Source organism: Streptomyces sp. Tek67B01 (assembly GCF_055231995.1).
The window spans coordinates 2,140,485-2,165,550 of sequence record NZ_JBUYUY010000001.1 but is presented as its reverse complement, the minus strand read 5'-3'; the positions used below and the strand labels follow the sequence as shown (position 1 = coordinate 2,165,550).

Genomic DNA, 25,066 nt, shown 5'->3' with positions numbered 1-25,066 from the left:
AGACCGCCCGACCAAGCGGCACACCCACCCGAAAGGGCACAGCGCATGGAGCAGTTCGAGCCCGGCAGCCTCTCGCCGCCACAACTCGCCGCGATACGCCGCAGCCTCGGCAGCGGCCGCGGCGCCCTCACCCGGCGTTCGCTGTTGCGCGCCTCCGGCATCGGGGCGCTCACCGTCGGCGGCCTGTACGGGCTGACCGGCTGCGGCATCCCGCCCGCCAAGCGGGAAGGCGACGCGGCGACGGCCTCCGACGACCACTCGGCCTCCGAGAAGGAGATCAACTTCTCCAACTGGACCGAGTACATGGACACCAGTGACGACGAGAAGTCCCGGCCCACGCTGGAGGCGTTCACCAAGCGCACGGGAATCCAGGTCAAGTACACCGAGGACATCAACGACAACGTCGAGTTCTTCGGCAAGATCCGCCCCCAGCTGGCCGCCGGCCAGGACACCGGCCGGGACCTGATCGTCGTCACCGACTGGCTCGCCGCCCGCATCATCCGTCTCGGCTGGGCGCAGAAACTGGACCCGGCCAACCTCCCGCACGCCTACGCGAACCTCATCCCTCAGTTCCGCAACCCCGACTGGGACCCCGGCCGCGCCCACAGCTACCCCTGGACCGGCATCGACACGGTCATCGCCTACAACGCCAAGGCCACCGGAGGCAGGAAGGTCGACTCCGTCACGCAGTTGCTCGACGACCCCACCCTCAAGGGCCGGGTCGGTTTCCTCACCGAGATGCGCGACAGCGTCGGCATGACCCTGCTCGACCAGGGCAAGGACCCGGCGAACTTCACCACCGCGGACTTCGACGGCGCGATCGGCCGCCTCCAGAAGGGCGTCGACACCAAGCAGATCCGCCGCTTCACCGGCAACGACTACACGGCGGACCTCGACAAGGGCGACCTCGCGGCCTGCCTCGCCTGGGCGGGCGACGTCATCCAGCTCCAGGCCGGCAACCCGGACATCAAGTACGCCGTCCCGGCCGCCGGTTACCTCTCCTCCAGCGACAACCTGCTGGTGCCGGCGCACGCCCGGCACAAGACCAACGCCGAGAAGCTCATCGACTACTACTACGAGCCGGCCGTCGCCGCCCAGCTCGCGGCCTTCATCAGCTACGTCTGCCCCGTCGACGGCGTCAAGGACGACCTCGCCAAGATCGACTCCGCCCTCGCGGACAACGTCCTGATCGTCCCGGACAAGGAAATGGCCGCCAAGGCGCACGCCTTCCGCTCGCTCACCAGCGAGGAAGAGACGGCGTACGAGGAGAAGTTCACCAAGCTCATCGGCGCCTGATCGGGCCCGACCGGCACCCGCGCCCCGCCCTTTTCGACACCACCACCGAAGGCCCAGGTCCATGACTGACAAGACCGCGGGCGGCGATGTCCGCCTCGCCGGGATCAGCAAGCACTACGGCTCCTTCACCGCCGTGCACCCGCTCGATCTCACCATCCCCCAGGGCTCCTTCTTCGCCCTGCTCGGCGCCTCGGGCTGCGGGAAGACCACGACCCTGCGCATGATCGCCGGCCTGGAGGAGCCCTCCACCGGCACGGTCAGCCTCGGCGACCGCGAGGTCACCCAGCTGCCGCCGCACAAGCGCCCGGTGAACACCGTCTTCCAGAGCTACGCGCTCTTCCCGCACCTGAACATCTACGAGAACGTCGCCTTCGGGCTGCGCCGCCGCGGCATCAAGTCGGTCAAGAAGCAGGTCGACGACATGCTGGAACTGGTCCAGCTCGGCCAGTTCGCCCAGCGCAAGCCGCACCAGCTCTCCGGTGGCCAGCAGCAACGCGTCGCGGTCGCCCGGGCCCTGATCAACCACCCCCAGGTGCTGCTCCTCGACGAGCCGCTCGGCGCCCTCGACCTCAAGCTGCGCCGCCAGATGCAGCTGGAGCTCAAGCGCATCCAGACCGAGGTCGGCATCACCTTCGTCCACGTCACCCACGACCAGGAGGAGGCCATGACCATGGCCGACACCGTCGCGGTGATGAACGGCGGGCGCGTGGAGCAGTTGGGCGCCCCCGCCGAGCTGTACGAGAACCCGAAGACCACCTTCGTGGCCAACTTCCTCGGCACCTCCAACCTCATCGAGGCCGAGGTCCTGGAAGCCGGCGCCGCCGACGTCGTCGTCTCCAGCGCGGGGACGAAGCTCCGGCTGCCCGCCGCGCGATGTTCGACCACACCCCGAGCCGGCGGAAAGCTGCTGGTCGGGGTGCGTCCGGAGAAGATATCCCTGGTCCACGCGGACGAGGAGGACACCGTCGCCACCGGCCGGAACAAGATCACCGGAACGATCGCCGACTCCTCCTTCATCGGCGTCTCCACCCAGTTCGTCATCGACAGCCCGATCTGCCCGGAGCTGGAGGTGTACGTCCAGAACATCGAGCGCGACGCCCGCCTGACCCCCGGCACCCGGGTCGTCCTGCACTGGAACCCGGACCACACCTTCGGGCTGGACGCGGCCCAGGCCATCGACGCGGGCATCGAGACCCTCGAGGAGTCCGCGTGACGGCCGTCGCCGCGCCGCCCGAGGCGGCCGTCCCCACCGAGCCCCCGGTCCACAAGCCGTCGCTGCGCAAGCGACTGGTCCCGTACTGGCTGTTGCTGCCCGGCATCCTGTGGCTGCTGGTCTTCTTCGTCCTGCCGATGGTCTACCAGGCCTCCACCTCGGTGCAGACCGGCTCCCTCGAAGAGGGCTTCAAGGTCACCTGGCACTTCCAGACGTACTGGGCGGCCTTCACCGACTACGTGCCGCAATTCCTGCGCTCGCTCGTCTACGCGGGCACCGCCACCGCCCTGTGCCTGCTGCTCGGCTACCCGCTGGCCTACCTGATCGCCTTCAAGGCGGGACGGTGGCGCAACGTCTTGCTGGTGCTGGTCATCGCCCCCTTCTTCACCAGCTTCCTGATCCGCACGCTGGCCTGGAAGACGATCCTGGCCGACGGCGGCCCGGTGGTCGGCGTGCTCAACAAGATCGGTTTCCTGGACGTCACCAGCTGGCTCGGCATGACCGAGGGCGACCGGGTCCTGGCCACACCGCTCGCGGTCGTCTGCGGCCTGACGTACAACTTCCTCCCCTTCATGATCCTGCCGCTGTACACCTCGCTGGAGCGCATCGACACCCGCCTCCACGAGGCCGCCGGAGACCTCTACGCCCGGCCCGCCACGGTGTTCCGCAAGGTGACGTTCCCGCTCTCGATGCCGGGCGTGGTGTCCGGGACCCTGCTGACCTTCATCCCGGCGAGCGGCGACTACGTCAACGCCGAGCTGCTCGGTTCGGCGGACACCCGGATGATCGGCAACGTCATCCAGTCGCAGTACCTGCGCATCCTCGACTACCCGACAGCGGCCGCGCTGTCCTTCATCCTCATGGCCATCGTGCTGATCATGGTCACCATCTACATCCGCCGAGCGGGGACGGAGGACCTGGTCTGATGCGCACCCCCATAGCGTGGCTGCGCCGCAACCTCGTCGTGATCGCGGGTCTGGGCACCCTCGCCTACCTGATCCTGCCGAACGTCGTCGTGACGGTGTTCTCCTTCAACAACCCCACCGGGCGCTTCAACTACGCCTGGCAGGAGTTCTCCCTCGACGCCTGGAAGGACCCCTGTGGGGTCGCCGACCTGTGCGGCTCCCTGTCCCTGTCGCTCCAGATCGCCCTGTGGGCCACCATCGGCGCCACCGTCCTCGGCACCGCGATCGCCTTCGCGATGGTGCGCTACCGATTCCGGGGGCGCGGCGCGGTCAACTCGCTGATCTTCCTGCCGATGGCCATGCCCGAGATCGTGATGGCAGCCTCGCTGCTGGCCCTCTTCCTCAACATGGGCATCCGGCTCGGCTTCTGGACGATCCTGATCGCCCACGTCATGTTCTGCCTCAGCTTCGTCGTCGCCGCGGTCAAGGCGCGCGTGCTGTCCATGGACCCGCGGTTGGAGGAGGCCGCCCGCGACCTCTACGCGGGACCGGCGCAGACCTTCCTGCGCGTCACCCTGCCCATCGCGGCCCCCGGCATCGCGGCGGGCGCGCTGCTCTCCTTCGCGCTCTCCTTCGACGACTTCATCATCACGAACTTCAACTCGGGCAACACCGTCACCTTCCCCATGTTCGTGTGGGGATCGGCCCAGCGCGGTACGCCCGTCCAGATCAACGTCATCGGCACGGCGATGTTCGTCATCGCGGTGCTGGTGGTCCTCGCCGGTCAGACGATCGGCAACCGCCGCAAGAAGGCACAGCCCAAGTAACTCTGTGGGGAGTTGGAAGACATGGCCCCAGTCGCCATGCGAAGCGTTGCGCAATCCCTTTCCGAAGCACTGCCGGTCTCGTACTGGCTGGACGACCCCGGCAAGCCCGCCGCCGAGCCGGCGCTGACCTCCGACGAGGCCTGCGACCTGCTGGTCATCGGCGGCGGCTACAGCGGACTGTGGACCGCGCTCATCGCCAAGGAGCGCGATCCCGCCCGGGACGTCGTCCTGATCGAGGGCAAGGAGGCGGGCTGGGCCGCCTCCGGCCGCAACGGCGGTTTCTGCGCCGCCTCCCTCACCCACGGCCTCTCCAACGGTCTGGCCCGCTGGCCCGGCGAGTTGGCGAAGCTGGAGGAACTGGGCGCCCGCAACCTCGACGAGATCGAGGCCGCCATCGCCCGCTACGACATCGACTGCGACTTCGAGCGCACCGGCGAGATCGACGTGGCGACCGAGCCCCACCAGGTCGAGGAGCTGCGCGAACTGTACGAAGAGGCCCGAAAGCTGGGCCTCGCCGACGGCACGCGCTGGCTGGACCGCGACGAGGTCCGGGCCGAGGTCGACTCCCCGACCTTCCTAGCGGGCCTGTGGGACACAGACGGCGTCGCCATGCTCAACCCCGCCAAACTCGCCTGGGGCCTCAAGCGCGCCTGCCTCGGCCTCGGGGTGCGGATCTACGAGAACACCCGCGGGCTCTCCCTGGCCGCCTCCGGCGCCGGCATGGCCGTACGCACCCCGTACGGACGGATCTTCGCCCGTCGGGTCGCGCTGGGGACCAACATCTTCCCGTCCCTGGTCAAGCGGGTCCGCCCCTTCACCGTCCCGGTCTACGACTACGCGCTGATGACCGAGCCGCTCACCGCCGAGCAGCTGAAGGCCATCGGCTGGGGCAACCGCCAGGGACTCGGCGACAGCGCCAACCAGTTCCACTACTTCCGCATCACCCCGCAGAACCGCATCCTGTGGGGCGGCTACGACGCCGTCTACCCCTACCGCGGCAAGCTGGACTCCGAGTACGACCACCGCCCCGAGACCTACCTCAAACTCGCGCAGCACTTCTTCACCGCGTTCCCGCAGTTGGAAGGCATCCGGTTCAGCCACGCCTGGGGCGGCGCCATCGACACCTGCTCCCGGTTCTCCGCCTTCTTCGGCACCGCGCACTCCGGCAAGGTGGCGTACGCGGCAGGGTTCACCGGACTCGGCGTCGGCGCCACCCGCTTCGGCGCGGACGTGATGCTCGACCTGCTGGACGGCGCGCGCACCGAGCGGACCGAGCTGGAGATGGTGAAGTCCAAGCCCATGCCGTTCCCGCCCGAGCCGTTCGCCTGGACCGGCATCGCCCTCACCAAGTGGTCGCTGGCCCGCGCCGACGCCCGGGGCGGGCGCCGCAACCTCTGGCTCAAGGCGCTGGACCGGGTCGGTCTGGGCTTCGACAGCTGAGCGGTTCGCCGAGGGCGCGCGGCGTGCGCCCCCGGCCGGGAGACCCGATTCACCACCACGATGTACCGGAACCCGCGTCATAGACGGGTGCGGCCCCGCTCTCTCCAGTGAAGAACCCTTCACCGAGCCGGAGCGAACGGAGGCCGCGCGATGACTGTTCCCGGGAACAGGACGGCAGTGGACTGGCTGGTATCGGCGGCGCCGGACCCGGGTGCCTGCCGGTGGGAGTGGGAGCGCAACCCCCTCGGGGTCGCCCTCCTGCCCGCCGGCCGGCGCTGGGACGTACTGATCACGTCCGGCGCGCCGGGCCGGGCCACCCTCGACGTCCTGACACTGCTCGTGGAACGGCCCGGTCCGGTGCTCGCCGCGTTACCCGCCGCCCGGCGGGGCCGCACTCCGACGACTCGGCTCGGCTTCTTCGTCCCCGCGGGCACCGCTTCCCGGTGGGTCGGTACGGGGGTACGGGGAGCAGGACGCGGTACGTGGATCGCGGTCCCGTATCCGGGCCGCGCGACGGGCGGCCTGCGCTGGCTCGTGCCCCCGGACGGCCGGGGCACCCTCACCGACCCGGTGGTGCTGGAGCTCGCCATGCACGAGGCGGCGGCCCGGACGGCGACGCGGGAGGACACGCCCTGAGCCGGCCGGCGGGGTCAGGCGCGGGGCCGGCCCACGGCCCACCGCACGCCGAACAGCAGCGGGGCGCACAGCAGCAGGCTCGCCAGGACGTCCGAGGGCCAGTGGAAGCCCCGCAGGACCAGGCCCGCCGCCGTCAGCCCGGTGAGGAGGACGGCGAGCGACGTGGGCCAGGGGCCGCGCGTGTACGGGCGTACGAGCAGGGCCGCGCCCGCGTACGCCACGAAAGCGGTCGCGGTGTGCCCCGAGGGGTAGTAGCCGGCGGCCCAGGGCTCCAGCGGGCCCGGGCGGCCCGTCCACTCCTTGAGCGGGACGATCAGCGCCGGCACCACGGCCATGGCCACCGCCGCCGCGGCGGGGCCGAGTCGGTCGCCGCGCCACAGGGCGTAGAGGAGGGCGAGGAGCAGCACGGGCAGGGCGACCGGGATGTTGCCGAGGTCCGAGAGGCGTTCGGTGACCGCGTCGGGGACGGTACGGACGAGCGCGCGGCTCAGGCGCGCGTCCGGCGTCAGCAACGGCCCCGAAACGAGGACCTGCCAGGTGAGGAGGGAGAAGAGCAGCGCGCAGAGGGCGGCTCGGAGAATGGCCGGCCGTCCCGGAACAGGGGGGGTGGTTCCGGGACGGCCGCCCGGATCGGGTTGCCGTGCGCCCCGGGGGGTTTGGGGCGTACGGCCGTCCGATCGGTGAGGAGTGTGCGCGAACGCATGCCCAGTGCGGCGCTGGGGAAGCCCGGTACTGGTGTCGCCCCCGTGAGGCCGGGAGCGGGGTGTCTCACTCATCTGCAGAAACCGTACGGCAGCGAAAAGGGGACCGACAGCAGGAACGCGCTCCTGCCATCGGCCCCCCACATCTTCTTCACAGCGCCCGACCGTTACCGGCGGTACCGGTGGGTCCCTGTGTTCGGACGTTCGCTCAGATGCCCGCGAAAGCGGCCTCGATGATGTCCAGGCCCTCGTTCAGGAGGTCTTCGCCGATGACGATCGGCGGCAGGAAGCGGAGCACGTTGCCGTAGGTGCCACAGGTGAGGACGAGCAGACCCTCGGCGTGGCAGGCCTTGGCGAGGGCGCCGGCCGCCTCCGGGAAGGGGGTCTTGGACGCCGGGTCCTTGACGAGCTCGACGGCGATCATGGCACCACGGCCGCGGATGTCGCCGATGATCTCGTACTTCTCCTGCATGGCCGTCAGGCGGGCCTTCATGACGGTCTCGATCTTCTTCGCCGCGGCGTTGAGGTCGAGCTCCTTCATGGTCTCGATGGAGCCGAGCGCACCGGCGCAGGCCACCGGGTTGCCGCCGTAGGTGCCGCCCAGGCCACCCGCGTGCGCGGCGTCCATGATCTCGGCGCGGCCGGTCACGGCGGCGAGCGGCAGACCGCCCGCGATGCCCTTGGCGGTGGTGATGAGGTCGGGGACGATGCCCTCGTCCTCACACGCGAACCACTGGCCGGTGCGGCAGAAGCCGGACTGGATCTCGTCCGCGACGAAGACGATGCCGTTGTCGTTGGCGAACTTCACGATCTCCGGCAGGAAGCCCTTGGCCGGCTCGATGAAGCCGCCCTCGCCGAGGACCGGCTCGATGATGATCGCGGCGACGTTGTCGGCGCCGATCTGCTTGGTGATCTGGTCGATCGCCTGGGCGGCGGCCTCGGGGCCGCAGTTCTCGGCGCCGGTGGGCCAGCGGTAGCCGTAGGCGACCGGGACGCGGTAGACCTCGGGGGCGAACGGCCCGAAGCCGTTCTTGTACGGCATGTTCTTCGAGGTCAGCGCCATCGTCAGGTTCGTGCGGCCGTGGTAGCCGTGGTCGAAGACGACGACGGCCTGGCGCTTGGTGTACGCACGGGCGATCTTGACGGCGTTCTCGACGGCCTCGGCGCCGGAGTTGAACAGCGCCGACTTCTTGGCGTGGTCGCCCGGGGTCAGCTCGGCGAGGGCCTCACAGACCTCGACGTAGCCCTCGTAGGGGGTGACCATGAAGCAGGTGTGGGTGAAGTCGGCGAGCTGCGCGGAGGCACGGCGCACGACGGCCTCGGCGGAGGCGCCGACGGAGGTCACGGCGATGCCGGAACCGAAGTCGATCAGGCGGTTGCCGTCGACGTCCTCGATGATGCCGCCGCCCGCGCGCGCGGTGAAGACGGGAAGCACGGAGCCCACGCCGCCGGCCACCGTCTCCAGGCGGCGGGCCTGCAGCTCCTGCGACTTGGGGCCGGGGATCGCGGTGACGATGCGGCGCTCCTGCGGGACAGCGGTCATAGGGGGCTCCTGGGGGGTGTTTTCGGACGCACTTGTGTCTTTGTCCGCAGGCTAGGCCCGGGGGAGGGCCGAAGGCATGCGCCGTTCGGGAGTGGTCTGGGCGTGTCCTTGTCCGTGACGGCCATAGGACGCCTTGATCACGTGTCTTGTGGATCATGACCGGGTACGGGCGGCGGGACGCCGACGGCCACTAGATTGAGCGCGAGCGCAGCGCAGTGAACGGGCAGGGGGCAGGGTTCATGGATACCGACGGCGCGTACCAGGAGCAGCGGGTGGGAGGCGGGCGCGTGCCGAAGCCCGCCGGCCCGCCGCCCATGCCCGGCGCCCCCCCGGCCGCACCGCCGAAGCCCGGCTACGCGCCGGGTGCGGGCCCCGCGTTCGCGCAGTGGCTGCGCGTCCCGCGACCGAAGGCGGAACCGGGCACCTGGCGTTTCGGGCACCAGCCACGCGCGACGGCGGAGGCGGAGCCCGCCCAGGACCGGGCGTTGCTGAGCGGTGCGGTGATCTCGTTCCTCGCCTGCGTGCTGCTCTGGTCCCTGCTGACGAACGGGTACATCCCGAAGGTGGACGTACCCGTGAAGGCGCTCACCCCCCAGAGCTGGTGGCGGCTGGGCGACGACCCGGTCGACGGCCGGGGCGTCGCAGCTATGCAGGTCTACATGTTGCTGATCACGGGCGCGCTGGTGGTGTGGTTCAGCCGCCTCGGCTCGTGGAGCCTCGCCTTCGACCGGCTCGTCGCGGCGCGCGGTCCCGCCGCGCGGGCGGGGGGCGCGACGCTCGGGGCACTGTTCGTCCTGATGCTCATCTGGACGAGGACGCTGACGCTGCTCGGCCTCGTCGGCGACCACCTGCCGTACGAGGACATGAACACGGGCACGCAGACCCTGGTCACCTACCTCGTCTACGGCGTGACCGCCTTGCCCGTCGTGGTGTTCTTCGTCCGCCTCGCCCGGCGGAGGGGCGCACCGAAGAGCGGGCCGTCGGCCCCCGCACTCGCTTCGCCTTCTCCCACCGAGGACCCCGTCGCCTGGAACGAACTGCGCGCCGGCGGGGTACCGGAAGCCGCCGAGCGGCTCGCCGCGGAGATCGGTTCCGGGCGGATGAACGATGTGGACTACGCGCGGATCCGGCGGGCGTGGGAGAGCGTGCGGGCCGATCCGGCGCGGGCCGGGGCCTTCGCGCAGGCCGTGCGGGACAAGGGGGCGGCGGCGTGCGTGCACCCGTCCGGGGCGCGGGACCTGCCGGGGCGGGCCGCGCGGCACGACCTGCTGGTCCGGCAGGTGCTGCTCGGCACCGTCGAGGACGGCGAGCGCAATCCCTGGGCCCGCCGCGGGACCGGCCTCGCGCTCGACCCCGAGGTGCTCGGGACCTCCCTGCTCGCCGTCGGCCCGTCCGGCTCCGGCAAGACCCGGCGGCTGGTCCGGCCCGTCGTCGAGACGCTCGCCCTCCAAGCGCTGGCCGGACAGGCCGCCGTGATCGTCGTGGCCTCGGCCGGCACCCCGCTGGGACCCGACACCGCCTACGACGTCGTGGTCCGCGTCGCAGACCCCGACTCCGTCTACGACCTTGACCTGTACGGCGGCACCACCGACCCCGACGAGGCCGCCTCCCTGCTCGCCGAGGCCTTCACCGGCGACATCCCCGGGACGGAGGTCCGCCGGGCCGCGACCGCCCTCGCGCAGTTGCTGGGCCCCTTCCACGCCGCGTACGGCCGTTTCCCCGGCGTGCCCGAGCTGCGCGAGCTCCTCGACCAAGTGCCCGCCGCGCTCGACTCTCTGCGCACGGCGCTGGAGGACGGCGGCCGGCACCTGATGCTCCGCGAACTCGACGCCCGCGCCCGCCAGTACGGAGCCCACGGCGACCCCGGCCCGGTGCTCGCCGACCGGGTGGCGCTGTTGGACCGGCCCGCCTTCGCGGGGTTCTTCGACACCACCGGCCAGGGGCGGCCGTTCTCCCTGCGCTCGCTGGAACACCCGCTGCGCGTCCGCGTCGACCTGCCCGAGCGGGCGCACGCCGACGCCTCGCGGATGCTGGCCCGGCTGCTGCTCGCCCAGTTCAACGCCTCCGCCGCGGCGCGCGCCGACCGCTCGCTCTTCGCCTTCCTCGCCTTCGACGACGCCTCCCACACCCTGACCCCGGAGTCCGTGCGCGGAATCCAGCGGCTGCGTTCGGCCAACGCCGGGGTGCTGCTGGCGCTGCGCACGCTGGACGACGTACCGGAGGCGCTGCGCACACCGCTGCTCGGCGCGGTCGGCTGCCGGATGGCCTTCTCAGGGGTGACCACGTGGGACGGCAAGCGTTTCGCGGAGGCCTGGGGCACCGAGTGGGTCGAGACGCGGGACGTCACCCATCGGACCGTCTTCGCGGACCAGCCGTTGACCCGGGCCATGCACGCCTTCCGCAAGCTGATCACCGGCAAGTCCGTCACCACGGACGCGGTGACCGTGCGGCAGGTGGAGCGGGAACGGTGGTCGGCGTCGGAGCTCGCGCACGCCGTGCCCCCGGAGCACGCGGTGCTGTCGCTGACCTCCGTCCGAGGGGAACGGGCGGCTCCGCTCCTGGTCAGGCTGGACGGCCCGAGCTGATCGGATCGAGCTGAGCGGACCCGTACGGGGTGGCAGAATCGAGGGGAGTTCTTCGTACGACACGGCGAAAACCCGTACCCCTCGTGCCCTAGCCTCCTCGCCTCTGCCCCTCCCGCACCGATCCCTTCCGCCTCCCCTCTAAGGCCCCTGGTACCCGATGCCGCTCACCCTCGCCTCGCTCGTCCAGCACTCGGCCCTCAAGCTCAGCGTCCGGGCGGGGGAGAGCCGCCTCGACACCCCCGTGCGCTGGGCCCACGTCAGCGAGCTCGCCGACCCCGTCCCGTACATGGAGGGCGGCGAACTGCTGCTGATCACCGCCATGAAACTGGACGCGGAGGACCCCGAGGAGATGGGCCGCTACGTACGGCGGCTCGCGGCGGCCGGCGTCGTCGGCATCGGCTTCGCGATCGGCGTCAACTACGAGGCGATCCCGGAGGCGCTGGTCGAAGCGGCGCGGGCGGAGGACCTGCCGTTGCTGGAGGTACCGCGCCGGACCCCGTTCCTCGCCATCAGCAAGGCCGTCTCGGCGGCGCTCGCCGCCGACCAGTACCGGGCGGTGACGGCCGGCTTCGAGGCACAGCGGGAGCTGACCCGCGCCGCGCTCTCCGCCGACGGGCCGGCCGAGCTGCTGGCGAAGCTGGCCGCCCACGTGCACGGCTGGGCCGCGCTCTACGACACCTCCGGCGCGGTCGTCGCCGCCGCGCCGGACTGGGCCGCGCGCCGGGCCGCCCGGCTGACCCCGGACGTGGAGCGGCTGCGGGAGCGGCCCGCTCCGGCCAGCGCCGTGGTGGGCGGCACGGAGGACCGCGTCGAGCTCCAGTCGCTCGGCACCGGCCGCCGGGCCCGGGGCGCGCTGGCCGTGGGCACGGGCGCTCCGCTGGGCACCGCCGAGCGGTACGCGGTGCATTCGGCCGTGGCCCTGCTCACCCTCACCACAGAGCGGTCGAGGTCGCTGCACGACGCGGAGTCCCGGCTGGGCGCGGCGGTGCTGCGGATGCTGATGTCGGGCGAGGCGGAGCACGCCCGGGCCGTGGCCGGGGACCTCTACGGGGCTCTGCTGGACGCCCCGTTCCGCATCGTCGTGGCCGAGCCGGCGCTGTCGGGGACCGCCCAGCCGGAAGGGCTCGCGCAACTGGCCGACGCCGTCGAATCGGCGGCGGCCCGGACCGGGGAGGCCCTGCTGGTGGTCCCGGAGGAGGGACGGCTGGTGGTCCTGGCCGCGGAGGCCGGCTCCGCCGTGCAGGCCTGCGCGGAGTACGCGGACGCGGTGGAGGGACGGCGCGGGCGGGACTCGACCGGGCCGGAACCCGACGAGCTGGTGGTCGGCCTGTCCGCGCCGGCGGGCCCCTCGGGCGTCGCGGCCGCCTGCAAGCAGGCCGACCAAGCCCTCGCGGTGGCCCGGCGCCGGGGCCGCCCGATGGTCGAACACGAGGACCTCGCGGCGGGTTCCGTACTCCCGCTGCTGGCCGACGACGCGGTACGGGCCTTCGCGGACGGCACGCTGCGGGCGCTGCGCGAGCACGACGAGAAGGGCCGGGGTGACCTGGTCGCCTCGCTGTACGCGTGGCTGTCCCGCCACGGCCAGTGGGACGCGGCGGCGGTCGACCTCGGTGTGCACCGGCACACCCTGCGCTACCGGATGCGGCGCGTGGAGGAGATCCTCGGCCGCTCCCTCGACGACCCGGACGTCCGCATGGAACTCTGGCTCGCCCTCAAGGCCAGCCCCCCCGACGCCTAGCTCCTTGTCGTCACCGCGGCGCCGGTAGGGCCCGGAGCGCCCGGCGCCGCGTCCGTGCGCTCCGAGGTGGGGGACGGGGTGCGGTACCGGGCGCGCCCCGAGGCGCGGCCCGCCACAGGCCCCCGGGTCGTCCGTGAAGACGGTGACCGGCCCACGGTTCGCCGCGCCACCGACCCATCCGCGCGGCGCGACAGCGCCCCTCGTGCCCGACCCCCGCAGGACACCGGCCCCCACCTGCGGTGCCTCAAGGCAGGCGCCGCCCAAGGGGGACAAGGTGCCCGAGGCAGACGGCGCGGGCCGAGGCGCGGGGATCGCAGCGCGGCACGACAGGCGCGGGCGCACAGCACCGGCTCCCGGAAAGATCGCTGGGACGCGACCCGGGTCCCGCGCGGGCCGGGCGCTCCCGGGAGCGGAACGGGGTCCGTCCCCAGGGCCGGATCGCACGGCCCAGGCACATGGAGGCAGCACGGCCACAACGGCTGACGACGGCACCGGCTCCGGACGACCGCGTGGACACGCCCGGTGTTCCATGCGGGCCGGGCGTTTCTGGGCCGGCCACGGCGCCCGGAGCCGGGCCGCACCGCACTGGCCGAGGCGCGGGGAGGGCCACGCGGCATGTCGGCGTGGGGCCGAGGAGAGCGCAGGGGCGCGGCCCGCATCTTCGCGTGAAGCGGGTGCCCTCGGGGTCGGCCACAGCCTGAAAGGGCCGCAGCACCCGGGAACAGGCGCGGGCACGGCCGCACCGGGCCGAGAGGATCGCGCGAACGCCGCCGGGCGGGGGCCGCCCGGGCCCAGTTGCGCGGAGGGCAGCGCGGGCACGGCCGCACCGGCCGGGGAAGATCGCTCGGACGCGGCCCGGGCGCCGGCCCGGTCTTCCGCACGCGCCGGGTGCCGTCTGGCGTTGGCAACGGCCTCGGCCGCAGACGCCGCCTCCTCGGGCCACTGACCCCCGTGTTCTGTGCGGGCAGGGCGTCCCCGGGCCGGCCACGGCGTCCAGCCGGGTGTCGCCCGGGGTCTGGCCGATGTTTCGCGCGGGCGGGGGACACCACGGCCCCAGGCGGGGTTGCACCGCACGGTTCAGGGAGTGGTACGGCCGCACCGTCCCGGGAAGATCGCGCGGACGCGGCGCCCCGGGGTCCCCCCTGTCTGTACGGGCCGGGGCCGGGCGGCACGAGGGGCGGCCACGGCGCCCGGCAGGATGTCGCCGCCCGGGGTCTCGCCCGGGCGGGGGCCGCCACGGCCCCGGGCAGGGTCGCACCGCACGGGGTGCGGCGAGGGACGGCCGGGCCGGGCCGGGAGGGTCGCGCGGACGCGGCGCCGGGCTCTGTGCCGGTGTCCCGTGCGGGCCGGGTGCGGCCCCGATCCGCCACGGCGGCCGGGCAGGGCGGCACCGCACGCGTCGGGGCGTCGGGACAGTGACAAAGCGGCGCAGCTTTCGGCGCGCGTACTCCATGCCGGACAAACGCCGAATCGCCGGCGGAGTCCTACGGTGGAGGAGACAAGGACCCGCACAACTTCGAAGGGCCGGGATTCGCATGACTTCCACCCACGCCTTCTGGCTCGCCGGCCGCCAGGCCACCGGCGAGGACAGCTTCGACGTCCACTCCCCGTGGGACGGACGCCTGGTCGGCACGGTCAGCGTGCCCACCGACGCCCAGGTCGAAGAGGCCGTGGCCGCTGCGCACGCCGTGACGGCGGAGTTCTCCGCGACCCCCGCGCATGTCCGCGCCGCCGCCCTCGACCACGTCTCGAAGCGGCTCGTCGAGCGCACCGAGGAGATCGCCCAGCTGATCTCCGCCGAGAACGGCAAGCCCATCAAGTGGGCCCGCGGTGAGGTCGGCCGTGCGGTGTCCGTGTTCCGTTTCGCCGCCGAAGAGGCCCGCCGCTTCAACGGCGGGGAGGCCCAGCGCCTCGACACCGACGCCGGCGGTGTCGGCCGTCTCGCCCTGACCCGCCGCTTCGTCAAGGGCCCGGTCCTCGGCATCGCGCCGTTCAACTTCCCGCTGAACCTGTGCGCCCACAAGGTGGCCCCCGCCATCGCCGTCGGCGCGCCGATCATCTTGAAGCCGGCCCCGGCCACGCCGCTCTCCGGCCTGATCCTCGGCGAGCTGCTCGCCGAGACCGACCTGCCGGCCGGCTCCTGGTCCGTCCTGCCGGTGGCGAACGACAAGATGCCCGCCCTGGTCAAGGACGAGCGCCTTCCCGTCATCTCCTTCACCGGCTCCGACACGGTCGGCTACGCCATCCAGCAGTCGGTGCCCCACAAGCACTGCACCCTGGAGCTCGGCGGCAACGCCGCGGCCGTCGTCCTCGCCGACTGGTCCTCCGAGGCCGACCTCGACTGGGCCGCGACCCGTATCGCGACCTTCTCGAACTACCAGGCCGGCCAGTCCTGCATCTCCGTGCAGCGCGTGATCGCCGACGCCTCCGTGTACGACCGCCTCGTCGAGAAGGTCGTCTCCAAGGTCCAGGCGCAGGTCACCGGTGACCCGTCCGACTCCGCCACCGACGTCGGCCCCCTCGTCTCCGAGGACGCCGCCAAGCGCGTCGAGTCCTGGGTCGACGAGGCCGTCTCGGCCGGAGCCAAGCTGCTGACCGGCGGCAAGCGCGAGGGTGCCTCGTACGAGCCCACCGTCGTCGCCGAACTGCCGGCCGGCGTGAAGCTCGCCGTCGAAGAGGTCTTCGGGCCGGTCCTCACGCTCCAGAAGGTCGAGAACACCGACGAGGCGTTCGCCGCCGTCAACGACTCGAAGTTCGGTCTGCAGACCGGCGTCTTCACCCGCGACATCCAGACCGCTTTCCGCGCCCACCGGGAGCTGGAGGTCGGCGGTGTGATCGTCGGTGACGCGCCGTCCTACCGCGCCGACCAGATGCCCTACGGCGGCGTCAAGCAGTCGGGCGTCGGCCGCGAGGGCGTCCGCTACGCGATGGACGACTACACCTACGAGCGGGTCCTGGTCCTCACCGGACTGGACATCTGAGCCGACTCGTACGGCCCGAGAACCGACGGCCGGAGCCCACTGTGCGGGGGCTCCGGCCGTCCCCCTTTTCCCCCGCCCGTTCCCCCACCCTGCCCCGCCCGGCTTTTCCGGGCGCCGTGGAGGGGGTACGACTGACAGGTAGCACCGACCGGTATTCCGGAAAGTCATCCGACTGGCGGCGAGGTGAGTCCCCGCATGTCCGCAACACAGCCCAAGGTGACCGAGCGCGAGGCCAGGCAGGTCGCGGAAGCGGCCCGGCAGCAGGACTGGCGCAAGCCCAGCTTCGCCAAGGAACTGTTCCTGGGACGGTTCCGGCTCGACCTGATCCACCCCCATCCGCAGCCCGCCGACGAGGACGTCCGGCGCGGCGAGGCCTTCCTCGCCCGGCTGCGGGACTTCTGCGAGCGTGAGATCGACGGCCCGCGCATCGAGCGCGAGGCGAGGATCCCCGACGAGACCGTGCGCGGACTCAAGGAGCTCGGCGCCCTCGGGATGAAGATCGACCCCAAGTACGGGGGACTCGGCCTCACCCAGGTGTACTACAACAAGGCCCTGGCACTCGTCGGTTCGGTCAGCCCGGCCATCGGCGCGCTCCTGTCCGCCCATCAGTCGATCGGCGTGCCCCAGCCGCTCAAGATGTTCGGCACGCAGGAGCAGAAGGACGCCTACCTGCCCCGCTGCGCCACCAGCGCCATCAGCGCCTTCCTCCTGACCGAACCCGACGTGGGCTCCGACCCGGCCCGCCTGGCCACCACCGCCGTCCCGGTCACCGAGGACGGGGAGGAGGCGTACGTCCTCGACGGTGTGAAGCTCTGGACCACCAACGGGGTCGTCGCCGACCTCCTCGTGGTCATGGCCCGGGTCCCCAAGAGCGACAACCACCGGGGAGGGATCACCGCCTTCGTCGTGGAGGCGGACTCGCCGGGCATCACCGTCGAGAACCGCAACTCCTTCATGGGGCTGCGCGGCCTGGAGAACGGCGTCACCCGCTTCCACGGCGTGCGGGTCCCCGCCGCCCAACGGATCGGCGCCGAGGGCGCGGGCCTGAAGATCGCGCTGACCACGCTGAACACCGGACGCCTGTCGCTGCCCGCCATGTGCGTCGGCGCCGGCAAATGGTGCCTCAAGATCGCCCGCGAGTGGTCGGGCGTGCGCGAGCAGTGGGGACGGCCCGTCGCCCGGCACGAGGCGGTCGGGGCGAAGATCTCCTTCATCGCCGCGACCACCTTCGCCCTGGAAGCGGTGGTCGACCTCGCCTCGCAGATGGCCGACGAGGACCGCAACGACATCCGCATCGAAGCCGCCCTGGCCAAGCTCTACGGCTCCGAGATGGCCTGTCTGATGGCCGACGAGCTGGTCCAGATCCGCGGCGGACGGGGCTTCGAGACCGCCGAGTCCCTCGCCGCGCGCGGCGAACGGGCCGTGCCCGCCGAACAACTGCTCCGCGACCTGCGCATCAACCGCATCTTCGAGGGCTCGACCGAGATCATGCACCTGCTGATCGCCCGTGAGGCCGTCGACGCCCACCTCTCGGTCGCCGGCGACCTGATCGACCCCGACAAGGACCTCGGCGACAAGGCCAAGGCGGGCGCCCGGGCCGCCGGGTTCTACGCCCGCTGGCTGCCCAAGCTGGCCACGGGCGCCGGGCAGGTGCCCGGCACCTACCGCGAGTTCAACCCGGGCGGCCACACCGACCTCTCCACCCACCTGAGGTACGTCGAGCGCAGCGCCCGCAAACTCGCCCGGATGACGTTCATGGCGATGGCGCGCTGGCAGGGCCGGATGGAGACCAAGCAGGGCTTCCTCGGCCGTATCGTCGACATCGGGGCGGAACTCTTCGCGATGAGCGCCGCCTGCGTCCGCGCCGAGCACCTGCGGACCAACGGCGAACACGGCCGCGAGGCCTACCAGCTCGCCGACGCGTTCTGCCGCCAGTCCCGGCTCCGTGTCGAGGAACTCTTCGGCCGGCTCTGGTCCAACACGGACGACCTGGACCGCAAGGTGGTCGCGGGCCTCCTCTCCGGCACCTACACCTGGTTGGAGGAAGGCGTCCTCGACCCCTCGGGCGACGGCCCCTGGATCGCGGACGCCACCCCCGGCCCCTCACAGAAGGAAAACGTGCATCGGCCTCTGCGCTGAGGCTGACGATCGACCGCTGATTTGTAATGATCGGCGTGCGGTCAGACCGATGTACGGGATCCGCGGAACCGGGGTCCGGGAACAGGCACGAGCACGAGGCGGCACAGCGATGGCGACGGCCGGGGAAGACCGTTACAGCCGACGGCTGGCCTGGTGCGTGGCGCTCTTGTCGCGCCACGCACCGGACGCGGTCGCGGCCGGTCTCCTCGGCCGGCTCGACCCGGCCGTCCGCCGCTACCTCTGCCGGGACGAGCACCTGCCCGCCGCGGCCGTCACCCTGCTGCTGCGCGACGGCACCGACGAGGACCGCCGCAATGTCGCCCGCAACCCGCACGTGCTCGGGCGTCCCCTGCCGGGGTTGCCCGGACCCGCCCGGTACCGGCGTCGCCCCGGTCCCTCGCCGCGGCTGCTCGCCACCCTGGGCGCCGAACTGGGCCGCCACCCCTCGATACCCGGGGAGCCCGGGCCGCCCCTGAGCGGTGCGGAACTCCTGGCCCTGTTGCGCCGCCACGGCTCCCGCAGGCCGCGGATACCGCTCGACATACTGACCCTGCCCCACGAACTCGACCCGGCGGCCCTGCTGCGCGAGCACTCCCGCGCCCCGCTGCCGCCCGGCTCGGTCGAGGCCCTGTTGCTGGTCGCCGGGCTCGACCGGGGGACCGTCCTCGCGCTGCTCGACACACGCGCGCAGGACACGTACGGACCCCACTGGCACCGCCCCGCCGTCCGGGCCGTCCGTACCGGCACCCTGACCTTCGACGACCTCGCGGCGGCGGTCGCACCCGCGCACCGCGCCCTGCTGCTCGGACAGGCCCACGCCATCGGGCGCTTCGCCTGGAACCTCGACGAGTGGGCGGGGATGCGGGCCGCCCTGGTCCGCGTCCTGCGCCCGGTGCTCGGTGACGACCCCGGCCCGTGGGCGCGGCTGCGCCGCGCCGCCCCCGCATTCGCCGGCACCCTCCCGGAACTGGCCGCCGCGGTCGCCGCCGGGACGGCGCCGACGCACCCCGCACCCGCCGTGCCGGGCCTCACCGAAGCCGTCGACGCCCTCGCACCGGGCACCGCGCGGGAACCGGAGCCGAGCGTGGACCGCGAGCTGGCCCTCGCCAGCCTCGGCGTCCCCAACGCGATGGGCGACCTCCGCGAGGACGTCCGCTGGGTCCGCGCCTGCCTGGACGCGGGCGTGCTCACCGGCGCCGACGTGCTCCGCCACAAGGCCCCGGCCGTCTGGGCCCTGGACGAGGACCACTGGCTCGGCGACGTCGACTACCCCGACCGGCACGACCGACCGGAGGCCGTGCTCGCCTCCCGCGCCGAGGCCGACCGGCTGCTGACGGCGGCGCTCGGCGCCGACACCGAGGCGTGGTGGTGGGCGGCCCTGACGCTCCCCGATTTCGCCGGGACCCTCCCGGAGCTGCTGGCCGCCGTCATTCAGGGGGACTCCGTGTCCAACCGCTCCTGAGTTGCGGCAACAATGGGGGCATGACCGACAGCCCAGCCCCCTTGGCCGACCCGCACCTCCTCTTCGACCCCGCGGTCGGCCGCCGGGACATCGTCATCCTCGGCTCCACCGGCTCCATCGGCACCCAGGCCATCGACCTCGCCCTGCGCAACCCGGACCGCTTCCGGGTGACCGCCCTGTCCGCCGCCGGCGGACGCGTCGCTCTGCTGGCCGAACAGGCCCGGCGGCTGCGGGTGAGGACGGTCGCGGTGGCCGACGAGGACGCCGTCCCCGCGCTGAAAGAGGCGCTGAGCGCCCAGTACGGCGGGTCCGAGCCGCTGCCCGAGATCCTGGCCGGGCCGGACGCGGCGGCCGAACTCGCGGCCTCGCCCTGCCACACCGTCCTCAACGGCATCACCGGTTCCATCGGTCTCGCGCCCACCCTCGCCGCGCTGCGGGCGGGCCGGACCCTGGCCCTGGCCAACAAGGAGTCGCTGATCGTCGGCGGCCCGCTGGTCAAAGCACTCGCGCAGCCGGGCCAGATCATCCCGGTGGACTCCGAGCACGCCGCGCTCTTCCAGGCGCTGGCCGCCGGGACCCGGGCGGACGTCCGCAAGCTCGTGGTCACGGCCTCGGGCGGTCCCTTCCGCGGCCGTACCCGCGCCGAGCTGGCGAAGGTCACCGTGCGGGACGCCCTCGCGCACCCCACCTGGGCGATGGGCCCGGTGATCACCATCAACTCGGCGACACTGGTCAACAAGGGGCTGGAGGTCATCGAGGCGCACCTGCTCTACGACATCCCCTTCGACCGCATCGAGGTCGTGGTCCACCCCCAGTCCTACGTCCACTCGATGGTCGAGTTCTCCGACGGCTCGACCCTGGCCCAGGCCACCCCGCCCGACATGCGAGGCCCGATCGCGATCGGCCTCGGCTGGCCCGAACGCGTCCCCGACGCGTCCCCCGCGTTCGACTGGACCAAGGCGTCGAGCTGGGAGTTCTTCCCGCTGGACACCGAGGCCTTCCCGGCGGTGGACCTGGCCCGGCACGTCGGTACGCTCGGCTCCACCGCGCCCGCCGTGTTCAATGCGGCGAACGAGGAGTGCGTGGCGGCCTTTCTGGCCGGTCGGCTGCCGTTCACAGCAATCATGGATACGGTCTCTGCCGTGGTCGATGAGCACGGAACACCGGACGCGGGAACTTCCCTCACCGTCCGGGACGTCCTTGAAGCGGAGACCTGGGCCAGGGCCCGGGCACGGGAGATGGCGGCACGGGCCGCCGTGGAGGCGCGCGCATGACGATCTTGCTGACCCTGATCGGTGTGGTCGTGTTCGTGCTCGGCCTGCTGTTCTCCATCGCCTGGCACGAGCTCGGCCACCTCTCCACGGCCAAGCTCTTCGGCATCCGCGTGCCCCAGTACATGGTCGGCTTCGGCCGGACCGTCTGGTCGCGGAGGAAGGGCGACACGGAGTACGGCATCAAGGCCATCCCGATGGGCGGCTACATCCGCATGATCGGGATGTTCCCGCCCGGTGAGGACGGCAAGGTCAGCGCCCGCTCGACCTCCCCGTTCCGCTCGATGATCGAGGACGCGCGCTCGGCCGCGTACGAGGAACTCCAGCCCGGGGACGAGAGCCGGCTGTTCTACACGCGCAAGCCATGGAAGCGCGTGATCGTGATGTTCGCCGGCCCGTTCATGAACCTGGTCCTGGCGCTGGTGATCTTCTTCGGGCTCTGGATGACCTACGGCATCGGCCAGACCACCACCCAGGTGGCGTCCGTCTCCCCCTGCGTCATCCAGCAGAGCGAGAAGCGCGAGATCTGCAAGGACGGGGACCCGGTGGCCCCGGCCAAGAAGGCGGGCCTGCGGACGGGCGACAAGATCGTGGCCTTCGACGGCGAGCGGGTGACCGACTGGGCGGTGCTCCAGACCAAGATCCGTGACACGGTCGGCCCCGCCACCGTCACCGTCCTGCGGGACGGGCACGAGGTCACCCTCCAGGCGACGCTGATCGAGAACAAGGTCGCCAAGACCGACGGCCACGGCGGATACGTCAAGGGCCAGTACGTGACGGCGGGCTGGCTCGGCTTCGGTCCGAAGGAAGTGATCGCGCCCCTCACCTTCGGCGAGTCCGTCGATCACATGGGCGATGTCGCGCAGAGCAGCGTGCAGGGGCTCCTGCGCCTCCCCGAGAAGATCCCCGCCCTGTGGAACGCGGCCTTCAACGGCGCGGAACGGCAGCCCGACTCCCCGATGGGCATCGTGGGCGCCGCGCGCATCAGCGGGGAGATCGCCACCCTGGACATTCCCGGCGAGCAGCGTCTGGCCACGCTGCTGGGCGTCCTCGGGATGTTCAACCTGTCGCTGTTCCTGTTCAACATGCTGCCGCTGCTGCCCCTGGACGGCGGTCACATCGCCGGCGCCCTGTGGGAGTCCGTGCGTCGCGGCGTCGCCCGCGTCTTCCGCCGCGCCGACCCCGGCCCGTTCGACGTGGCGAAGCTGATGCCCGCCGCGTACGTCGTCGCCGGAGTCTTCGTCTGCTTCACCCTGCTGGTGCTCGTGGCGGACGTGGTCAACCCGATCAAGATCAGTTAGCCCGGGGACGTCCTACGGGCACACGCGACGGGAGCCGGGCACGGATCGTGCCCGGCTCCCTACGTTCGGGTGGCACATCCCCGGCGATGCGTGGGTCGCGCGCCCCTTGGCGTAATCTCGAAGCCTGGAGCCCGCCGATCTCGGGACCTTGATCCACACCTTGGGGTTGCACAGCAGATGACTGCCATCTCTCTCGGAATGCCGTCCGTGCCGACGAAGCTCGCCGACCGCCGGGTCAGCCGCAAGATCCAGGTCGGCTCGGTGGCCGTCGGCGGCGACGCGCCCATCTCGGTGCAGTCGATGACCACGACCCGCACCTCCGACATCGGCGCCACGCTCCAGCAGATCGCCGAGCTGACCGCCTCCGGCTGCAACATCGTCCGTGTCGCCTGCCCCACGCAGGACGACGCCGACGCGCTCGCCGTGATCGCGAAGAAGTCCCAGATCCCGGTCATCGCCGACATCCACTTCCAGCCGAAGTACGTGTTCGCGGCCATCGACGCCGGGTGCGCCGCCGTCCGCGTCAACCCCGGCAACATCAAGCAGTTCGACGACAAGGTCAAGGAGATCGCGAAGGCCGCCAACGACGCGGGCACCCCGATCCGCATCGGCGTCAACGCGGGCTCGCTCGACGCCCGACTGCTCAAGAAGTACGGCAAGGCCACCCCCGAGGCGCTGGTCGAGTCGGCCCTGTGGGAGGCCTCCCTCTTCGAGGAGCACGGCTTCAGCGACATCAAGATCTCGGTCAAGCACAACGACCCGGTCGTCATGGTCAACGCCTACCGTCAGCTGGCCGCCGCCTGCGACTACCCGCTGCACCTCGGCGTCACCGAGGCCGGCCCCGCCTTCCAGGGCACCATCAAGTCCGCCGTCGCCTTCGGCGCGCTGCTCTCCGAGGGCATCGGCGACACCATCCGCGTCTCGCTGTCCGCGCCGCCGGTCGAGGAGGTCAAGGTCGGCATCCAGATCCTGGAGTCGCTCAACCTCAAGCCGCGCCGCCTGGAGATCGTCTCCTGCCCGTCGTGCGGCCGTGCCCAGGTCGACGTGTACAAGCTGGCCGAAGAGGTCACCGCCGGCCTGGAGGGCATGGAGGTCCCGCTGCGCGTCGCGGTCATGGGCTGTGTCGTGAACGGCCCGGGCGAGGCCCGCGAGGCCGACCTCGGTGTAGCCTCCGGCAACGGCAAGGGCCAGATCTTCGTCAAGGGCGAGGTCATCAAGACCGTCCCCGAATCGAAGATCGTGGAGACCCTCATCGAAGAGGCCATGAAGATCGCCGAGCAGATGGAGAAGGACGGCATCCCCTCCGGCGAACCCACCGTCGCCATCGGCGTCTGATTTCCGAGGGGCCGGTCCGGCTCCGCGCGCTTCGCCCCGCCCCCGCCACCGTTCGCGCAGACCGGAGGCGGGGACGGGGTTTTTTCGTGACCTTTGGGACCGGGCATCCCGATGCGGCGCCGGGTACAGTGCGGAGATCAGCAGACTTGCATGGTGAGGCCCCAGTGTTGACGCAGACCACCACCCGGGTCCTTGAACCCAGTGATCTCGACTCCGCGCTCGAAGTCCTCGGGCGCGAGCCGGTCGAGAACGCCTTCGTCACCTCCCGGGTCCAGGTCGCCGGCCTCGACCCCTGGCGCCTGGGCGGCGAGATGTGGGGCTGGTACGCCGACGGCGAGCTCCGCTCCCTCTGCTACGCGGGAGCCAACCTCGTCCCCGTCTGCGCCGGCCCCGACGCCGTACGCGCCTTCGCCGACCGTGCCCGCCGCACCGGCCGCCGCTGCTCCTCCATCGTCGGCCCGGTCGAGGCCACCCGGCTGCTGTGGCGCCTCCTGGAACCCAGTTGGGGACCCGCCCGCGACGTCCGCTCCCACCAGCCGCTGATGATCACCGAACAGCCGTCCACGGCGGTACGACCCGACCCCCTGGTCCGCCGCGTCCGCAAGAACGAGATGGACCTGATCATGCCCGCCTGCGTGGCCATGTTCACCGAGGAGGTCGGCATCTCCCCCCTCGCCGGGGACGGAGGGCTGCTCTACCAGGCCCGGGTCGCCGAACTCGTCGGCACCGGGCGCTCCTTCGCCCGTGTCGACGACGGCAGGATCGTCTTCAAGGCGGAGATCGGCGCGGCCACCCCGCGCGCCTGCCAGATCCAGGGCGTGTGGGTCGACCCCGAGTTCCGCGGACGCGGGCACTCCGAGGCGGGGATGGCCGCGGTCGTGGAGTACGCCCTGCGCGACGTGGCCCCCGTGGTCAGCCTCTACGTCAACGACTTCAACACCGCCGCGCGGGCGGCCTACCGCCGCGTGGGCTTCCGTGAGGTCGGCGCGTTCATGAGCGTGCTCTTCTGACCCACCCGGGCCCACGGAACCCGGTGCCGGACCCGTACCCCTCGCCGCTACCGCCGAGTAAGGTCACCGCATGCTGCCTACCCCCGAGGGCGACGGTCCCCACCGGCCCGCAGGACTCCGCATCGGCCCCCTCGACCTCGCCGCCCGCGTGGACGAGGCCCTGCGCGTGCAGGCCGTCGCCTTCGGGCTCAGTGACGAGGAAGTGGCCATCCGCCGCTACATCGTCCAGCGCCACATGACCTGCCGGGGCGCCCGCGCGCTCGGCGCGTACACCGAGGACGACGCGCTCGCCGGGTTCGTCTACGGCATGCCGAACGACCGCGACCACTGGTGGTCCACCGTCGTCGAGCCGTACCTGCGCGCCGGAGGCCACGAGGGCTGGCTCGACGGCTCGTTCGTCATCACCGAACTGCACGTGCACCCCGGCTTCCAGGGCCACGGCGTCGGCCGGGCGTTGATCACCCGGCTCACGGACGCCGCCGCAGAGCCGCGCTCCATCCTGTCCGCCATCGACACCGACAGCCCGGCCCGCGCCCTGTACCGCGCGCTCGGCTACACCGACCTCGCCCGCCGCGTGTACTTCCCGAGCGCGAGCCTGCCCTACGCCGTGATGGGCGCCCCGCTGCCGCTGCGCAGGCCCGTAATCAGGTGAGGAGTCGGGGAGCGCCTCGGTAGGCTCCCTT

At 72.0% G+C, this 25,066-nt stretch carries 18 protein-coding genes; 16 read left to right on the top strand and 2 right to left on the bottom strand.

From position 1 onward, the window contains the following. The first annotated feature begins 45 nt into the window (after positions 1–45). From ACV7NM_RS09490 to ACV7NM_RS09465, 6 genes are all read left to right on the top strand, one after another. Positions 46–1,296, top strand: a complete 1,251-nt coding sequence (locus ACV7NM_RS09490; protein ID WP_463409891.1) for a polyamine ABC transporter substrate-binding protein — start codon at positions 46–48, stop codon at positions 1,294–1,296. A 61-nt stretch (positions 1,297–1,357) separates the two neighbouring features. Then, entirely contained in the window at positions 1,358–2,509 is a 1,152-nt protein-coding gene (locus ACV7NM_RS09485; protein WP_463409890.1) for an ABC transporter ATP-binding protein, read from the top strand. Then, positions 2,506–3,435, top strand: coding sequence for an ABC transporter permease (locus ACV7NM_RS09480; RefSeq protein WP_463409889.1), 930 nt, complete (start codon positions 2,506–2,508; stop codon positions 3,433–3,435). Before ACV7NM_RS09485 ends, ACV7NM_RS09480 begins: the two co-directional genes overlap by 4 nt. After that, positions 3,435–4,241, top strand: coding sequence for an ABC transporter permease (locus tag ACV7NM_RS09475; protein ID WP_463409888.1), 807 nt, complete (start codon positions 3,435–3,437; stop codon positions 4,239–4,241). The genes ACV7NM_RS09480 and ACV7NM_RS09475 overlap by 1 nt, the downstream gene beginning before the upstream one ends. Positions 4,242–4,262: 21 nt before the next feature. Beyond that, positions 4,263–5,681 carry an NAD(P)/FAD-dependent oxidoreductase gene (locus ACV7NM_RS09470; protein ID WP_463409887.1) on the top strand — a complete coding sequence of 473 codons (1,419 nt, stop codon included), beginning with the start codon at positions 4,263–4,265 and terminating at the stop codon, positions 5,679–5,681. A 150-nt stretch (positions 5,682–5,831) separates the two neighbouring features. Beyond that, positions 5,832–6,317 carry a hypothetical protein gene (locus tag ACV7NM_RS09465; protein ID WP_463409886.1) on the top strand — a complete coding sequence of 162 codons (486 nt, stop codon included), beginning with the start codon at positions 5,832–5,834 and terminating at the stop codon, positions 6,315–6,317. Between the two features lie 14 nt (positions 6,318–6,331). Here the strand turns inward: ACV7NM_RS09465 and ACV7NM_RS09460 are convergent, their stop codons facing one another. Next, positions 6,332–6,829 (bottom strand): phosphatase PAP2 family protein, encoded by a 498-nt coding sequence (locus tag ACV7NM_RS09460; protein ID WP_463409885.1) that lies wholly within the window; start codon positions 6,827–6,829, stop codon positions 6,332–6,334. Positions 6,830–7,226: 397 nt separating this feature from the next. Next, positions 7,227–8,561: a 4-aminobutyrate--2-oxoglutarate transaminase gene (gabT, locus tag ACV7NM_RS09455; protein WP_463409884.1), complete on the bottom strand. Its 1,335-nt coding sequence runs from the start codon at positions 8,559–8,561 to the stop codon at positions 7,227–7,229. 239 nt (positions 8,562–8,800) lie between these two features. On the opposite strand from gabT, the gene ACV7NM_RS09450 reads away from it, so the two are divergent. The 10 genes from ACV7NM_RS09450 to ACV7NM_RS09405 all read left to right on the top strand — a co-directional run bounded on the left by ACV7NM_RS09450 (position 8,801) and on the right by ACV7NM_RS09405 (position 25,035). After that, positions 8,801–11,146: an ATP/GTP-binding protein gene (locus tag ACV7NM_RS09450; protein ID WP_463409883.1), complete on the top strand. Its 2,346-nt coding sequence runs from the start codon at positions 8,801–8,803 to the stop codon at positions 11,144–11,146. A gap of 157 nt (positions 11,147–11,303) precedes the next feature. Beyond that, positions 11,304–12,884 (top strand): PucR family transcriptional regulator, encoded by a 1,581-nt coding sequence (locus tag ACV7NM_RS09445; protein ID WP_463409882.1) that lies wholly within the window; start codon positions 11,304–11,306, stop codon positions 12,882–12,884. Between the two features lie 1,535 nt (positions 12,885–14,419). Continuing rightward, positions 14,420–15,865, top strand: coding sequence for an aldehyde dehydrogenase family protein (locus ACV7NM_RS09440; RefSeq protein WP_463409881.1), 1,446 nt, complete (start codon positions 14,420–14,422; stop codon positions 15,863–15,865). A gap of 195 nt (positions 15,866–16,060) precedes the next feature. Then, the gene (locus ACV7NM_RS09435; RefSeq protein WP_463409880.1) at positions 16,061–18,004 is read left to right on the top strand and encodes an acyl-CoA dehydrogenase family protein; all 1,944 of its coding nucleotides are present in this window, start codon (positions 16,061–16,063) and stop codon (positions 18,002–18,004) included. Between the two features lie 109 nt (positions 18,005–18,113). Continuing rightward, complete coding sequence (locus ACV7NM_RS09430; RefSeq protein ID WP_463409879.1) at positions 18,114–19,466, top strand: hypothetical protein; 1,353 nt, start codon at positions 18,114–18,116, stop codon at positions 19,464–19,466. A 20-nt stretch (positions 19,467–19,486) separates the two neighbouring features. Next, entirely contained in the window at positions 19,487–20,740 is a 1,254-nt protein-coding gene (dxr, locus tag ACV7NM_RS09425) for a 1-deoxy-D-xylulose-5-phosphate reductoisomerase (RefSeq protein ID WP_463409878.1), read from the top strand. After that, positions 20,737–22,038 (top strand): M50 family metallopeptidase, encoded by a 1,302-nt coding sequence (locus ACV7NM_RS09420; protein ID WP_463409877.1) that lies wholly within the window; start codon positions 20,737–20,739, stop codon positions 22,036–22,038. Before dxr ends, ACV7NM_RS09420 begins: the two co-directional genes overlap by 4 nt. A 177-nt stretch (positions 22,039–22,215) precedes the next feature. After that, positions 22,216–23,373, top strand: coding sequence for a flavodoxin-dependent (E)-4-hydroxy-3-methylbut-2-enyl-diphosphate synthase (gene ispG / locus ACV7NM_RS09415; RefSeq protein ID WP_389663986.1), 1,158 nt, complete (start codon positions 22,216–22,218; stop codon positions 23,371–23,373). A 164-nt stretch (positions 23,374–23,537) separates the two neighbouring features. Further along, positions 23,538–24,383 carry a GNAT family N-acetyltransferase gene (locus tag ACV7NM_RS09410; RefSeq protein WP_463409876.1) on the top strand — a complete coding sequence of 282 codons (846 nt, stop codon included), beginning with the start codon at positions 23,538–23,540 and terminating at the stop codon, positions 24,381–24,383. A 70-nt stretch (positions 24,384–24,453) separates the two neighbouring features. Beyond that, positions 24,454–25,035, top strand: coding sequence for a GNAT family N-acetyltransferase (locus tag ACV7NM_RS09405; protein ID WP_463409875.1), 582 nt, complete (start codon positions 24,454–24,456; stop codon positions 25,033–25,035). Positions 25,036–25,066 lie beyond the last annotated feature (31 nt).

Coding starts and splice junctions, on each gene's coding strand:
- ACV7NM_RS09485 (WP_463409890.1), top strand. CDS start 1,358: ATGACTGACAAGACCGCGGGCGGCGATGTCCGCCTCGCCGGGATCAGC.
- ACV7NM_RS09420 (WP_463409877.1), top strand. CDS start 20,737: ATGACGATCTTGCTGACCCTGATCGGTGTGGTCGTGTTCGTGCTCGGC.
- ispG (WP_389663986.1), top strand. CDS start 22,216: ATGACTGCCATCTCTCTCGGAATGCCGTCCGTGCCGACGAAGCTCGCC.
- ACV7NM_RS09465 (WP_463409886.1), top strand. CDS start 5,832: ATGACTGTTCCCGGGAACAGGACGGCAGTGGACTGGCTGGTATCGGCG.
- ACV7NM_RS09445 (WP_463409882.1), top strand. CDS start 11,304: ATGCCGCTCACCCTCGCCTCGCTCGTCCAGCACTCGGCCCTCAAGCTC.
- ACV7NM_RS09450 (WP_463409883.1), top strand. CDS start 8,801: ATGGATACCGACGGCGCGTACCAGGAGCAGCGGGTGGGAGGCGGGCGC.
- ACV7NM_RS09440 (WP_463409881.1), top strand. CDS start 14,420: ATGACTTCCACCCACGCCTTCTGGCTCGCCGGCCGCCAGGCCACCGGC.
- gabT (WP_463409884.1), bottom strand. CDS start 8,561: ATGACCGCTGTCCCGCAGGAGCGCCGCATCGTCACCGCGATCCCCGGC.
- dxr (WP_463409878.1), top strand. CDS start 19,487: ATGACCGACAGCCCAGCCCCCTTGGCCGACCCGCACCTCCTCTTCGAC.
- ACV7NM_RS09405 (WP_463409875.1), top strand. CDS start 24,454: ATGCTGCCTACCCCCGAGGGCGACGGTCCCCACCGGCCCGCAGGACTC.
- ACV7NM_RS09435 (WP_463409880.1), top strand. CDS start 16,061: ATGTCCGCAACACAGCCCAAGGTGACCGAGCGCGAGGCCAGGCAGGTC.
- ACV7NM_RS09470 (WP_463409887.1), top strand. CDS start 4,263: ATGGCCCCAGTCGCCATGCGAAGCGTTGCGCAATCCCTTTCCGAAGCA.
- ACV7NM_RS09430 (WP_463409879.1), top strand. CDS start 18,114: ATGGCGACGGCCGGGGAAGACCGTTACAGCCGACGGCTGGCCTGGTGC.
- ACV7NM_RS09475 (WP_463409888.1), top strand. CDS start 3,435: ATGCGCACCCCCATAGCGTGGCTGCGCCGCAACCTCGTCGTGATCGCG.
- ACV7NM_RS09490 (WP_463409891.1), top strand. CDS start 46: ATGGAGCAGTTCGAGCCCGGCAGCCTCTCGCCGCCACAACTCGCCGCG.